The following is a 14,112-nucleotide window of genomic DNA, read 5'->3' on the forward strand; positions in this document are numbered from 1 at the left end:
TCGAGGTTCGGCCTGAAAGGGAATGGGGAGCGTTGCTCCCCATTTCTTTGTGCCGTGAGGGCCACGGGCGATGGTGCACGAATGCACGATCCAGGCGGCATCCTGATCGATCAGGCACCCTGAAGAGGAATGGAGTGCGTTTGGTCTCTCGCTTTTCCCTCGCAGCCGCTCTTCTGACCATCGCGATTCTTTTTGGCGGCGGAGGGTCGCCCGCGCCGATTTCGGAACTTGTCGTCCAGCTCGCCGCGCTCCTGGCGTTAGGTGGGTGGTTCTATTTGCCTGAATCTCAGCCGGCCGGGAAACAATCAGACTATCCGCTTTGGATCGGCGCCGGTATCTTCGCTGCGATCCCTCTCGTTCAGCTCATCCCGCTGCCGCCCGGCCTCTGGCACGCGCTGCCCGGCCGGGAAGCGGAGCTGGCGGCCCTGGATGCGATCGGCGCTGGATCCAGCTGGAGGCCTGTTTCGCTTGCACCCTATCAGACGCTCGCGTCGGCACTGTCGTTGATCCCGCCCGGCGTGATGCTCTATTTCGCCTATCGACTTTCGCCGGCCGATCGCACGCGCCTGGTCACGGTTGCGGCGGGCCTCGCCTTGCTCTCGGCGGTGATCGGCGTGATCCAGGTCGCCAGCGGCAGCGCCGACTGGCCGCGCTTCTACCAATATTCGAACGTCGGCCGCGCAACGGGTTTCCAGGACAATCGGAACGGCACAGCAGATATTTTCCTGATTGGCTTGCTCGCGATTTTCACCGTTGCCGCCGCGCATAAGACGCTTCTGGAGTCGGCGGTGGCAAAGGCAATGGCGGTGGCGACCGCCGCATTCCTCTGCTTCTCGGTCGTCTTGACCGGCTCCCGAACCGGCACTGCGCTCGTGCTGATCTGCCTTGTCTTTGCCGTGCTGATCGTTCGCCCCCGGCTCAAGCTGACGCGGAACATGCTGATCGCAGGCGCCGGATGCATCGCGATCCTGGGCGTCGCTAGCTATTCGCTACGAGACAATAGCGCGCTCAATCGCACATGGTCGCGTTTCGAGAACGTCACCGATACCCGGCCGCGCATCTGGGAAGATACGCGATTCGCCGTCGGGCAATATTGGCCGCTGGGCGCCGGCATCGGCACCTTCACGACCGTATTCCCGACGTCGGAGCGTCTCGAAGGGGTTCACTCGTCCATCACCAATCGCGCGCACCAGGACTATCTCGAATTTGCGCTGGAAACCGGCATCGTCGGCATGATCCTGCTTGCCGGCGCTTTCCTTACCCTCGGGTACCGCATCTTCGCGATCGCCCGCCATCGACGCGAGCATCTCGTTGCAATTCATGCCCTCTTCGGGGCAGGCGMCGTCACGATATTGGCGTTGCACTCCCTTGTCGACTACCCGATGCGGTCGATGTCGCTGTCGGTGATGGCAGCGTTCTCTTTGGCACTCCTTTCTAATTCGCAGCAGAGTAGCGTCGATAAGATGCGCCTTGTATCAAACAAAAGAACCCGGAAAGTCGTTGAATGATGAAACATTTTCAGTCAGGTGCTGCAGCGGTTGCGCTCCTTTGCGCCTCCGGCTGCACGTCGATTCAATCGACCCTGCCCAGCGGGAACGCTGCCTATACCGTCATTCCCCCCAAGGCAGCGGATTCCGCCGAACGGGCCGACTACAAGATCGGGCCTCTCGACGTCCTTGGCGTCACTGTCTTCCAGGAGCCCGATCTCAGCTTCAAGGAGATCCAGGTCGATGCCTCGGGCAGACTGTTGTTCCCACTGGTCGGTGAGGTTCATGCCGCCGGGAAGACCGCGAACGAGCTCTCCCGGGAACTCGCAACCCGCCTGGAAACGTCGCTGGTCAACCCTCAGGTGACTGTCGTCATCGCGTCGTCGGTCTCGCAACAGATCACGGTTGAAGGGAATGTCACGCAACCGGGCGTGTATGACATTGGCGGCTCGACCAGCCTGCTTCAGGCGCTGGCCCAGGCGAAAAGCCCGACACGCGTCGCGCGCCTCGATCAGGTGGTCGTTTTCCGGACAGCGAACGGACAGAGGACCGGTGCTGTCTTCGACGTGCGCAAGATAAGGGTAGGCGCCGCGCCGGACCCGCAATTGATGGGTGGCGACGTCGTCGTCGTCGGCTTCTCTGCGGTAAAGGGGGCGTTCCGCGACTTCTTGACCACGGCACCGTTCCTCAATCTATTCCGTCCATTCTAATTCCGACCGTGACGAGGGCCTGACATTGGGTATCAATCCTATAGAATCCGATCGGAACCTGCTGCTGCGTGTGCCGCAACGGCAACAGGTTGGGGATTTCACCGATCGTGTGCAGATGCTCGGCTACGAACAGGTCGAGAATGAGGGATTCAACCTGGATTTCCGGGCAATCTACTCCCTCCTTCGGCGAAACGCGCTGCTTATCGCCGCCGTTGTCACGACTGCTCTGCTCGCCGGACTGACGATCACGCTGCTGATGACGCCAAATTACGTCGCAACTGCGAGCGTGCAGATCGACCAGGAAACTGCCCGGGTCATGAACTCGGAGGACGTGCAGCCTGGAGTGGCATATCAGGACGCCGACCGATTCCTGCAGACCCAGGCCGACGTGTTGCAGAGCCGGGCAATGGCTGTTCGGGTCGCGAGTGCCCTGAATCTCATGGGGTCCCAGCGCCTGTTCGACGCAATGCATGTGAAACCGCCGGCGCGCGACAACGGTCCCGTCGATCCCCAGCAAATCAAGGATGTCACGCTCGGGTTATTGTCACAGAATCTCTACGTCGTACTGCCCCGGGGTTCCAGGGTGGTTTCGATATCGTTCAAAAGCCCGGATCCCAAATTCGCGGCGCTATTGGCGAATACATTCGCGTCCGAATATATCTCGAACAACCTGCAGCGGAAATATGACAGCTCTGCCTATGCGCGGGACTTCCTCTCCAAGCAGTTGGCCGAGGCAAAAACGCGCCTTGAGACCTCGGAGCGGGACCTGAACAGCTATGCCCGTTCGGCGGGACTGATCAAAACCAGCGACACGGGCACGAACGGTGTGTCCGTAGGCCCCCGCTCGATCACTACCGCCAGCCTCATTCAGCTGAATGAAGCCACCAACATCGCCCGGTCGGCGCGTGTGGCCGCGGAACAAAAATGGCGCAATGCGTCAAGCACGCCTCTCATGAACATCACCGACGTGCTTGCCAATCCGGCGATACAGACACTTCTGCAGCGACAGGCCGAAGCCCAGGCAGGGCTCAGCCAGGAGCTCGCCAGGCACCGCGATTCCTACCCGACCGTCCAGCAGCTTCAGGCGCAGATTCGGGAACTGACGCAGCAGATCAACACGCTGGCGGCGAACATTCGCGCGTCCATCCGCGATCAATACGTCGTGGCGCTGCGTCAGGAGCAGTCGCTCGTCGCGCAGGTTCAGTCACTGAAGGGCGATACGCTCGCCGAACAGGATCGCAGCGTCCGGTATAATATTCTCGCGCGAGAAGCCGATACGAACCGGACTCTCTATGATGGCCTGCTTCAGCGCTACAAGGAGGTCAGCGCGGCCGCAGGTATTGCGACGAACAACATTTCCATCGTCGATCGCGCAGACCCTCCGTCACGGCCTTCTTCGCCCAAGCTCTTCGTGAACCTGATCCTGGCATTTCTCGTAGGATCGGCGCTCGCTGCGGCCCTCGTCTTTGTCCGCGAACATATGGACGACGCGATCAGAGTCCCGGAGGATATCGACCGGAAGCTGGGCTTGGTTCCGCTCGGTGCGATTCCGCTCGTGAAGTCCGGGGAATCCGTCCTCGAGTTGCTGCAATCGCCACGCAGCGCGATTTCCGAAGCGTATCACGCGCTGCGAACCTCGTTGCTCTATTCGACCACGGAACAGCTTCCCGGCACGCTGCTCATCACGAGCAGCCAGTCGGGCGAGGGCAAGTCCACCACGAGTTTCGCAATCGCCGCCGACCTTGCCAAGCTCGACAAACGGGTGATTCTGATCGACACCGACCTGAGGCGGCCGTCGCTTCATCAGGTGATCGGCACCAAGAACGAGGTGGGCTTGTCGAGCCTGTTGTCTCGCCAGAGCGAAGTCCAGCAAACGATCCGTTCGACGCCAATCGAGAATCTGAGCTTCATCTCCTCAGGCCCCATCCCTCCCAGCCCCACCGAGATGCTCGGCAGCGTACGGATGCGCGAATTGCTGGACGAGCTTCAGCGGGAGTTCGACGTCGTCGTCCTTGATGGTCCTCCGGTGCTCGGCCTGGCCGATGCGCCGATCCTCTCGGGGATCGTCGACGCAACTATATTCGTCGTGGAATCGAGCCGCGGGCATCGCGGCGCCACGAAGAGCGCTGTTCGTCGCCTGCAGAGCGCCCATAGTCGCGTGATCGGTGCCGTGCTGACCAAGTTCGATGCACGCAAATCGGGCAGCGGCCAATATTACGGCTATGATTATTATTATTATGGAGTGTCTGACAATAGCGAAAAAGTTACCAAGATAGGCGGCTGACCGCTCATGCAGAGACCATTGCTTCGAATATTCTTCCCGGGCATGGCGGTTTTCGGCGCTCTGCTCTGCGGGTCCGGTGCGCTGACCCGGTTGAGCGACCGTGGGTATGTCGTGCCGGAATCGCTTCGCACGTTTGACCTTGGGGGAGCGAGCGAGCGCCAGAATGCGACCCTTGCTCTGCAAGCTGGGAATCCCGGACGTGCCGAGATGTTCGCAAAGCAGGCAATCGCGCGCGATCCGATGCGCCAGACTGGCGTCGCGCTCTTGGGACTCGCCCAATTGCACCGGGGCGCGGAAGAGGAGGCGAACGCAACCTTCAGGGTCGCAGCGGCGCTCGGCTGGCGTGATCCGATCACGCAGCTGTACTGGGCCAATGCCGCCATCGCTAGCGGCGATGAGGATCTCGGTGCCCAGCGAATCGACGCGGTGCTTCGGACGGGCAAGGCCCAAGGCGCGGCAACGCCCATCCTCCAACAATTGGAAGCCTCCCCCACTGGCCGGCTGGCGGTCGCGAAGCGCTTGGCGCTAATACCGACGTGGACCGGATCGTATGTGGCAGCCATCTCATCCCTGCCTGATCCCGAAGCGATCCGGGCCCGGATCGCCACTCTCTCGCTGGCGCGATCGACGGGACTGGTACCTGATTGTCCCGGCATCGCCGGTGCGGCGCGATCGCTGGCGAGCGGGAAACGATACAGGGAAGCTGCTGACCTGTGGTTTTCGGTCTGCAGCCCGAAAGGCGACGTCGAGGGCAGTTTGATCGACGGGGAATTCGAGCGGGCCCGGTATAGCGCTTCCCCCTCGCCGTTCGAATGGAAGCTGGAGGCGAGCGGCGCCATCGAAGTGCTGGTAGAAGCCCCGCCGACGCCAATGTCGGGGAAAGCCCTGGGATTCCGCACTACGGGTTCGTCGCGTGAGGCGGTCGCGCGCCAGCTGATATTGCTGAAACCCGGTAGCTATCGCGTTTCGTGGCGGTCATTGCCTGCAGGGACGGCCCGTACCTCCCCTGCCCTTTTCGGGGTGACCTGCGCCGGGTCCGGCAAGGCCATCAGCTCTCCTTCCATCGTCGGCGAAGGTGCCGCGCGCCATGCGGTCGATTTCGATGTCCCCGTCGAGGGATGCCCGGCCCAATCCGTGTCCATCCTCGCCGAGCCCCCCCAGGGAGCAGATGGCGGAATGGTCTATGTCGATGGGGTGACCATCGAGCCGCGCTCTTAAACGCACGGCTCCCGGGCAGGGATGCCCATAGGCCCGCCGGGCGTCAGTTCATGTCGACGATCTCGACGCCGGCACGGCGAAAGATCGACTCGACCTCGCGCAGATCGCGTTTTTCCTGGGCCGGCTTGAAGACGGACGGGCCGTACGCGATGGCGCGCACCCCTTCCCCGAACAGGGAGCGCGTCGTGAGCAACGCCGAGCTGTTGATCGAAGCGATCGTCCTGAACCCCGAATCTGCGATCATTTCCTCGACCGGGATAGGCGGATCGACCAGCTCGAACCCCATCGAGAGATAATAGTCGATTTCCTGGCCTGACTGGAAATGATGGGGCTTGAAGCCGATGCGCTTGAAGCCGCGACCGGACAAGTCGGCACCGATCCGCTCGATGAAAGGGCGCAGCTTCCGCGCGTCATAATCCCGCAAATAGGGCTGGCCGATGAACAGGCAGGCGTCGGAAGTATATGTCAGGGCCCCGTCGGACGGCGTAAGGGAGAAATACCGCCTTCGCCCACGCTGGGGCGGCAAATCGCTCAGGCCGACAATGATCGAGTGAAGTTCGGGGATGTCGTGACCGAGCGGGTGACCGGGATAAGACGCCCGAGCTGGAAGCCCGCGCCATTTCAGCAGCATCTCGCGGGCAAAATTGCGGCCCAGCTCATGCATGGAGCGCTTGATTTCGAGATAGGTGGAGAGGCCGTCATCCACCAGCAGGAAGCGGCATCGGGGGTTCCTGCGCTGCTTCGAGTATAAGCCGATATTCAGCGGCCATTGATAGGAAGAGGCGGTGAACACGAACCGGCGATCCGCCACGAACGCCTCCGCGGCAGCGATGCCTTGCTGGATGAGCGCGACCTGACTGGGATCGGTGGCGGCACCGGTAAGCGATAGCGATATCACCTGGGCGCCTGCGATCGCCGGCGGCCTGCCCTCGCGAAAGCGATCGCCCCTGCTGTCCAGGATTAATAAAGGGCGCGGCTCGATCTGCGTCCAGAGCCGCTCGAGGAAAAGAAGCTGATAGGGGGTGAAGACGGATGCCACCAGTGGCAGGAGCGCTCCGTCATACGAGAAGGCGTCCACCAAACCATCGACCATCGAACCTCCGATCCCAGTGCAAGCAAATCCGAGATCGGGCGCAGATTCGCTGCCGGCGCCACTGCTCCCCTCGCCCTGTGCCGATCCGGCAATCGATGCCGGGCCTGACCGAGCCGTCCTCACCCGCGACACGACCTAGACATATCGCCGGGTGTTGGCAACGAATGCCCGGTGCTGGCTCGCCTCCGACAGGGAGCGAAAAGATGTTGAAAATGCCTATGAAGACTACTTATAGCCGTTTCGGCTCTACCGCTTGGTCGGGTTTGAGGGTAGAGCAGCACCACGCGTGGCGTACGCTTCAGCGTTCAATGGTGGGGGCCCTTGGTGCAGACGAAATTGGAAGCTCGGCGCGATGCCGAGCCGTGTCGACGCGTGTTTCTCCAACAGCTGTCATCCGCCAGCTTGCTCGCGATTCTGGGCGGCTGTGGCGGTGGTTCGTCCGGGTCCTCGAACGGTCCGACCCCGACTCCTGCACCATCTCCGGCCCCATCGCCCAGTTCCTCACCGGTCCCGCCGCCCTATACGAGAATATCGGCGGGCGAATTGTTTCTCCAGCAAAGCTCGGTTCCGGCGTTCCAGGATCAGATTCCGGTCTTTGTCAGCTTTAACGAACCAAGCACGAAATCCGGGACCTCGCCTTTCTACCGGATTCCCGGAATCACCCGGGGCCGCACGAAATTGCATGCTTTTGCCGAAGCCCGCTACGTCACCCAGGACGATCATGACGAGGTTTCGATCGCGTGGCGCACCCTGCCCTTCGCCGGGGGGACGGTTTCCGCGGAAACCATCCTCGTCCAGGATAAGGGGCCTTGGGCTGATGGCATTTCACGGCGGAACACGAACCATAACCCCTGCCCGGTCTACGATCCGGTCGAAGGACATCTCCACCTGCTGTTCGGCCACCGGCGTGGAGACATCAGCGAGAACACCGCAACGCTGCCCAGTGTGGACAGTGCGAGTGCCGATGTCATGAGTGCCATTGTCAGCCCCGACGGGGACGGCACGCAGTGGCTGGACCGAATCGGGGGGACCCCGCTCACCCTTCCGGTCGATTACAGCCGCGGCGCGCAGGTAGAAGGCAGGCGCGCTGATTGGCGCCTGTTCGTGAGTGGCGGCGGCCATGGCATCTGCATGCCTGACGGCACGCTTCTGGCCCCCGGCTGGGTCAGGCGCACCGATTCTTCCTACCGAGCGATCATCTTGCGCTACGATCGGGCGACAGCCACTTGGGGAGTCAGCGGAATGCTCCCGCTTTCCTGCAGCGAAGCAAGCCTCACCTGGTCCGACACCGGAAAATTAATCGTCAACGCGCGCCACGCCGGTGGGCGCGTGGTCGCGACATCGAGCGATTACGGCGCCACCTGGGACACCGCATCGTTCGACACCGGGCTCGTCGATCCGGGCTGCTTCGGATCGATCCTGCGCCTTGGTCGCACGGGTGGGCCAAGCATGATCGCGTTCACCAACCCGGCCAACCCGTCCGAGCGTCGCGACCTGGAAGTGAAATTGTCGCTCAGCGAGCATAGCCAGTTCGAGATCAGCAGGCGGCTATATCCCCAGTTCACGGAGACCGTGACGAAAAGCTGGGAAGGCAAGACGATCGCGCCGACGATCCTGGATCACTACACGGCCTATAGCGACCTGGTCGAGCTCGATGACGGCAAATTCGGTTTCCTGCTCGAGCAACGCGTGGCCTCCAACGGCGTCGGCGTGCGCGACAATCAGGTGATCAGCCTAGTCCGCATCAACCTGGCATGGCTTCTGCGCGGACCTTCATGACAAGGGCCTCGGGGTTCTCTCGCTGTTCAAAGGGCTTGGGCGATTTCCCGGACCACCGATTCAGGCATCGCCTCCCCGAAGATCAGTTCCGCCATCTGGAAGTCGCGCAGACCATCGATATCCACCGCGCTTGCCGTATCGACGATCAGCGGCGCGATCACCGGCCCGGTCATTGATCCGGCCAAGATCGTCTCGCGGCGGATGACATCGAGCTGGCCCGTGTGGCGATACGTCACCGGCAGCTTCTGCCGGGGCATATTATACGCCTCGGGAATTTCGGGCAGGTCGATAACCGGTTCGAGCGTTGCGCCGCCGGGCGCAAGGCGCCACATCTTGTAGGGCGTGTGCTCGGCAACCGCGACCGACCGCACGCAGGTGATGGCCGGATCGTCCTTCATCAGCCCGATGGCCTGATCGATCCAGGCCGGATCCCGGAACGGCGTCGTCGGCCGCATCTGCACGAGCAAATCCGGCTGTTCGCCATGTTCGGCGAGCCATGAAACGGCATGGCAGAAGACGTCCAGGTCGGTCGAGAAGTCGGCGGCCAGCTCGGCCGGCCTCATGAATGGAGTCTGCGCGCCATAGATCCTGGCGATGTTGGCGATCTCTTCCGAATCAGTCGAGCAAATGACCCGATCGACTGCGCGACTGGCACGTGCCGCCGCGATCGACCACGCGATCAGCGGATGCCCCGCAAGCAGCCGGACATTTTTGCTGGCAAGGCCCTTCGATCCCCCTCGTGCGAGCACGATCGCATAGCTGGTCATGCGATTGCCCAAGCCTAGCTCTTCGCGGCAAGACGGATCGGGCTCACCACCGCCGGCCGGCCCGTGCTGCGGCTGCCCATCCACTTCTCGAGCTTGTCGAGCGCGAACCAGAAGCCGGCGCCTCCATCCTTGTGGCCCTGCCAAATCTCCGGGATGAAGCTTGCGTCCGGGCAGGTCCGGTCGAGTTCCTCGGCCAGCATCGCGAAATCGATGGTGCCCTCGCCGATCTGGAGCCCCTCGCCATCGACATCCTTTGCATCGACGATATGGAGATGGGCGCTGAACGGACCGACCTTCTCGCAGAACTCCTTCATCGACCAGCCGAACTCATTGCAGGCGAGCTGCGAATGGGAAACGTCGAAGCAGATCCGCATCTGATTGCGGGTGCAGAACGCCACGATCTCGTCCGGATCGATGAACAGGTTGTGATAGCTCTGGCCGCCGAAATGCCAGGGAAAGGGCGGCATGGTCTGCGGTATGATCTCGACGCCCTCGCGGTCGAGCGCCCCGATGCTGTCCTCCGTCCGCGCATAAAGGGCCGATCGTTCGAATACCGGAAGCGCGCGGGCCTGCGTGAAGCCGCCCATGTTCACGATGATGAGAGGCTTGGTGGCCCGGCCATGCCAGGGCCGCAGGGCACGGGTGATATCGATGACCCGCTGCAGTTCGACGATCGAACGCCGTCGATAGGCTTCGTCGGGGGATGCGAGGTCAAGCACATGGTCGCCACTGAACAGTTCCGGCGCGTGCACCACATAATCAACGTCGAGCACCTCGTCGAACCAGTCTTCGAGCGAGACCTCCAGATCCTTGTAGGACAGGTGATATTCAAGCAGCGTCAAATTGGTCTTGGCCAGCATCGCGCGATAGTCGTGCCAGCGAACCGGCAAGCCCCATGGCCGGGGGAAACGGAACGATCGGGCCTGTATGGTGGCCGTCGTGAGATCGGAGGGGAAGAACGGGGTGCGGGCGGCGATGTCGCGCGTCGCCGTCCTGCCGAGCAAGGCGGCGCGCTGATTTGGCTGAAGGCCTTGCCCGGGGCTCTGCACGGCGACCATGTCGGGCGTGATGACCGTTCCGGACGCGATATCGCGGCTTGCGACGAGACTCTTCGCGAGGACCTCTCGGTTCATCATCTCGCCCTGGGTCACCACGCGCTGGCCCCCGCTGCCCATCGACTGCTCGACCGCGCGGATGCCCGCGACCATGGCCATGAACTCGTCTGGCAACAGGGAAACTTTGTGGTCATTGCCCTCCATGCCCTGGTCGACCGTCAGATGCTTCTCGATCACGACGGCGCCGCGCGACACCGCTGCGACCGGAACCGACCAACCGCGCTCATGGCCCGAATATCCGACCGGGCAGCCCGCGACTTCCGCTAGCCGGTCCATATATTTCAGGTTCACGTCCTTGAACGGCGTCGGATAGGTCGAGTTGCAATGCAGCATGCAGAAGGGCGCGCCGCGCGACGCGAGCAGCGCGGCCGTTTCCCTGATCTCGTTTTCGCTCGACATGCCGGTCGAGCATATCAACGGCTTTCCGGTCGCAGCCAGCTCGGCCAGGAAGTCGTGATTGGTAAGATCGGCCGATGCGACCTTATATGCTGCGAGGCCGTAGCGCTCGAGCGCCTCCAGGCTGGCATGATCCCATGGCGTGCAGAGCGGCTCGATCCCCCGCTTGTGCGCATAGTCTAACACGCGGAAAAGATCGTCGGGCGCGAGATTGAAGCGCGCGAGAAGGTCGAGCGTATATTGGGATCCGAGATCCTGACCGGCGTCCGAGCTGCTGCCACCGCCATATAGCGACGCCAGATCGCGAAGCTGGAACTTGGCGCAATCGGCGCCCGCCGCCAGCGCGTGATCGACGAGCTGCTTGGCCAGCTCCACATCGCCGTTATGATTGTTGCCGATTTCCGCGATGATATAGGCGGGATGACCCTTGCCAATCGTCTTCCCGTTGATGACCAGTTCGCTGCTGCGCGGAAGCGCGATCGCCACAAGCCGGTTATAGCTGTCGACCATCGGCACCGCGCGCACGCGATCCGAGAACATCGCGGCGACGTCGGCGGCCGGCGCGTCGATCGAAACCGTCGCACAATGGCTGTTGGCCACGTCGCTTACGGAAACGGACAGGTCGACAGTGACGCTATTGGTCAGCCAGCGGCGAATATCGCCATCGGTCAACATGCCGCCGACCTGGCCGTGGCTGTTTACGGCGATGACAAAGCCGGATTTGTTGGTGCTGATTTTGTTCAGTGCAGTAAGAACCGAGTCTTCCGCAAAAACGAGGAAGCGCGCGATATTACGGTCGATCAGCATGGGAACTCCGGCACTGTCGTGGTGATTACGGCGATATCATGCCGCAGTGCAGCGCGCCAGAGGAGTTGACGGGTCACCGCGCAAGCGGTGACCGATCTGGCGCGCGTTGCGCTCAGCCCGTCTGGTCGGGGTGCGCCATCGACGGGCGTCCGCGTCGCGGCATCCATTTGCCGACGAGCCGAATCAACCGCCGCTCGACAAGGAGGTGGACGGCGACGCCCCCGATCACCGCGCTGACTACGCAGATGGAATAGACGGCCCACAGGCCGATTCGCGAGGTCATGCCGCTCACAGCGGCAAGTAGGACCAGCAGCACCGCATTGTGGACGAGATAGATTGAATAGGAGGCGTCGCCGAGCAGGAGGGCGAGGCCCGTCATCCGCGCATTGGGGCTTGGCCTGATCGCGATGCAGAACGTCACAAGGACTAGCGATAGGAGGCTTACGCCGATCTGCGCGATCGTTCCGCTGCGCCATCCCAGCGCGGCGACGGCGAGCAGCATCGCCGCCGCGGCAGCGAACGCCGCCATCGCGCCGCCAGGCAACTCGGCCATGAGGAAGCCGGGATGCCGCAACCGCCAGAGGCCGATCGCCATGCCCAGTCCAAACAGCAGATTTGCGTCGGAGAAAAGCAGCGACCACGGCGTCGGATCTGTCGGCGACCGGCTGGTTAGCACGTCTCGGAAATGCGGGAAGAAGATACCGATGATGAGCGGAGCCGCCACCCACAGGGCGAGCACCGCCGAAACACGTTTCGGAAGCAGCATCGTCAACCCGAAGACGATATAGAACAGTGCTTCATGCCGCAGCGTCCAGATGACGTTCGGCTTGACCTCGCCGCTCGGCCACAGGCTCAGCGCGCGAAGGAAAGGCCCCCATTCGACAACGCCCGTCCCGGCGAGGCTGAGCGCGTTATATCCGATGATGCAGACCCACATGAAGGGGACGATCCGGACGAAGCGCTTCTCGGCGAAATGCGCGAGCGAGACGCGGGCAGTCAGATTCCGGTCGAGCGCGACCATGGTGATCACGAAGCCGCTGATGATGAAGAAGATCGGGACTCCGATATAGCCATATTCAAGGAAGGCGGCGGGCGACCGCCCGATCTTCGGCGACGCCGCCATCAGCGAGGCGCAATGGTCCATCACCACCAGCAACGCCGCGATGCCGCGCGCATATTGAAGGCCGACAATGGTGCCGTCGTGAGCCTGGGCCCAAGGAGATGAGGTCACACCCTTTTCCTTCCGCAAAACGAGCCGTGACGGGGTTATCGCCCGGGCTCGTCGCCGCCGGCCGCCTCTAGGATGATCGCCTGATAGACCCGCCCGAACGCAGCTTTGCGCTCCGGCAGAGCAGCGGCGGCGGCCGCCATCGCGGCTGCATCATCCTCTTCGGACCAGTCGGCGAGCATGGCGGTCATGGCCGCCGCCATCTCATCCGCATCATCCGGCGACACGAAGCGCGCGCGCGCTGGCGCCTGCTCGCGATGGACTGGGATGTCGGACAGGATGATCGCCTTGCCGAGGGACTTCGCCTCCTCGACGGTGGTGCTCCAGCCTTCGAAACGCGAAGGATTGATAACTGCCACCGCGTGCCGCATCAGCACTGCCAGATCCGCATAGGGCACGAGGCCTAATACTTTGAATGACGGCCTCGCGCCGGTTGCCGCCGCATGGTGCATCAGGTCCTCGAAGTGCCGGGGGGCCCGGCCGTCCCTCGTATTGCCGGTACTCACCACCAGCGGCGCGCGCGAATCCGCGGCGAGCCTAGCAAGGGCATCGACCACCAGCCGATGATTCTTGTGCTGCCAGAACTGGTTGGGAAGGTAGAAATAGGGGCCATCGATACCGTAGCTGTCCCGAAGATAGTCGCGCCCCCGTGCGTCTCCGCCCTCCATCATGCCGGCGACGAAGTGCAGGATACGAGTCCGCGACAGGGCATAGGGCGCGAATCGTCCGAGATCGGCCCGGGCATCCGCGCTGCTGACGATGATCGTTCGTGCTGCCGCGGCAGTCCGCCGGAAACCTCCATCCCGGGTCGCGATCTCCTTTGCGCCGAAGAATTCCGGCATGCGGACATGCTGGAAATCGGGCAGCCAAGCGACGGCCGGCAGGCCGGACCGCGGCCCCAGATGGCCTGAGTGCGACAATACCCGGATCCGGTGGCGACGGAGGAAATTCTCCATCAGCAGGTCGCGCCCGGTCACCCGCTCGATTAGCCGCCGCGCGGCCCGAACTGGCTTAGCACTCCCCACCAGCGGGGTATGCAGCACCTCCATCCCTTCGAAACCGGCAAGACTATCCTGGCCGTCCTTATCGCTGATGATGAGCACAGGCTCGATCATACGATCCGGCAAGGCGAGCACCGTCGCCAGCAGATTGCGGATATAGTTGAGGCCACCAGTCCAGCCGCTGTTGCTGGAGAGCACGAAGCCGACGCGTATCATCGAAAGCCCGC

10 protein-coding genes are annotated in these 14,112 nt (G+C 62.6%); 5 read left to right on the plus strand and 5 right to left on the minus strand.

Going from position 1 to position 14,112, the window contains the following annotated elements; translation table 11 throughout:
- Positions 1-134 precede the first annotated feature (134 nt).
- From AC1DT7_RS13555 to AC1DT7_RS13570, 4 genes are read left to right on the plus strand one after another with little or no spacing between them, the layout of a single operon-like run.
- On the plus strand, positions 135-1,508 hold the full coding sequence (locus AC1DT7_RS13555; RefSeq protein WP_478036538.1) for an O-antigen ligase family protein: 1,374 nt from the start codon (positions 135-137) through the stop codon (positions 1,506-1,508).
- Complete coding sequence (locus AC1DT7_RS13560; protein ID WP_478036539.1) at positions 1,505-2,197, plus strand: polysaccharide biosynthesis/export family protein; 693 nt, start codon at positions 1,505-1,507, stop codon at positions 2,195-2,197. Before AC1DT7_RS13555 ends, AC1DT7_RS13560 begins: the two co-directional genes overlap by 4 nt.
- 25 nt (positions 2,198-2,222) lie before the next feature.
- Positions 2,223-4,481 (plus strand): GumC family protein, encoded by a 2,259-nt coding sequence (locus tag AC1DT7_RS13565; protein ID WP_478036540.1) that lies wholly within the window; start codon positions 2,223-2,225, stop codon positions 4,479-4,481.
- Positions 4,482-4,487: 6 nt separating this feature from the next.
- Entirely contained in the window at positions 4,488-5,699 is a 1,212-nt protein-coding gene (locus AC1DT7_RS13570) for a tetratricopeptide repeat protein (protein WP_478036542.1), read from the plus strand.
- A gap of 43 nt (positions 5,700-5,742) precedes the next feature.
- Here AC1DT7_RS13570 and AC1DT7_RS13575 read toward each other — a convergent pair whose 3' ends face one another.
- The gene (locus AC1DT7_RS13575; RefSeq protein ID WP_478036543.1) at positions 5,743-6,792 is read right to left on the minus strand and encodes a polysialyltransferase family glycosyltransferase; all 1,050 of its coding nucleotides are present in this window, start codon (positions 6,790-6,792) and stop codon (positions 5,743-5,745) included.
- A 324-nt stretch (positions 6,793-7,116) separates the two neighbouring features.
- On the opposite strand from AC1DT7_RS13575, the gene AC1DT7_RS13580 reads away from it, so the two are divergent.
- Positions 7,117-8,571 carry an exo-alpha-sialidase gene (locus tag AC1DT7_RS13580; protein ID WP_478036569.1) on the plus strand — a complete coding sequence of 485 codons (1,455 nt, stop codon included), beginning with the start codon at positions 7,117-7,119 and terminating at the stop codon, positions 8,569-8,571.
- 26 nt (positions 8,572-8,597) lie between these two features.
- On the opposite strand, the gene AC1DT7_RS13585 is transcribed toward AC1DT7_RS13580, so the two are convergent.
- The 4 genes from AC1DT7_RS13585 to AC1DT7_RS13600 all read right to left on the minus strand — a co-directional run bounded on the left by AC1DT7_RS13585 (position 8,598) and on the right by AC1DT7_RS13600 (position 14,101).
- Complete coding sequence (locus tag AC1DT7_RS13585; RefSeq protein ID WP_478036544.1) at positions 8,598-9,350, minus strand: acylneuraminate cytidylyltransferase family protein; 753 nt, start codon at positions 9,348-9,350, stop codon at positions 8,598-8,600.
- Between the two features lie 2 nt (positions 9,351-9,352).
- Positions 9,353-11,656 (minus strand): N-acetylneuraminate synthase family protein, encoded by a 2,304-nt coding sequence (locus AC1DT7_RS13590; RefSeq protein WP_478036545.1) that lies wholly within the window; start codon positions 11,654-11,656, stop codon positions 9,353-9,355.
- A 112-nt stretch (positions 11,657-11,768) separates the two neighbouring features.
- Entirely contained in the window at positions 11,769-12,887 is a 1,119-nt protein-coding gene (locus AC1DT7_RS13595; protein WP_478036546.1) for an acyltransferase family protein, read from the minus strand.
- Positions 12,888-12,922: 35 nt separating this feature from the next.
- The gene (locus tag AC1DT7_RS13600; RefSeq protein ID WP_478036547.1) at positions 12,923-14,101 is read right to left on the minus strand and encodes a glycosyltransferase family 4 protein; all 1,179 of its coding nucleotides are present in this window, start codon (positions 14,099-14,101) and stop codon (positions 12,923-12,925) included.
- Between the last annotated feature and the right edge of the window lie 11 nt (positions 14,102-14,112).

Source organism: Sphingomonas sp. P3_C6 (assembly GCF_056402595.1).

Excerpts from the sequence above, each read along its gene's own strand:
- AC1DT7_RS13560 (WP_478036539.1), top strand. The coding sequence starts at position 1,505 with ATGATGAAACATTTTCAGTCAGGTGCTGCAGCGGTTGCGCTCCTTTGC.
- AC1DT7_RS13570 (WP_478036542.1), top strand. The coding sequence starts at position 4,488 with ATGCAGAGACCATTGCTTCGAATATTCTTCCCGGGCATGGCGGTTTTC.
- AC1DT7_RS13575 (WP_478036543.1), bottom strand. The coding sequence starts at position 6,792 with ATGGTCGATGGTTTGGTGGACGCCTTCTCGTATGACGGAGCGCTCCTG.
- AC1DT7_RS13590 (WP_478036545.1), bottom strand. The coding sequence starts at position 11,656 with ATGCTGATCGACCGTAATATCGCGCGCTTCCTCGTTTTTGCGGAAGAC.
- AC1DT7_RS13600 (WP_478036547.1), bottom strand. The coding sequence starts at position 14,101 with ATGATACGCGTCGGCTTCGTGCTCTCCAGCAACAGCGGCTGGACTGGT.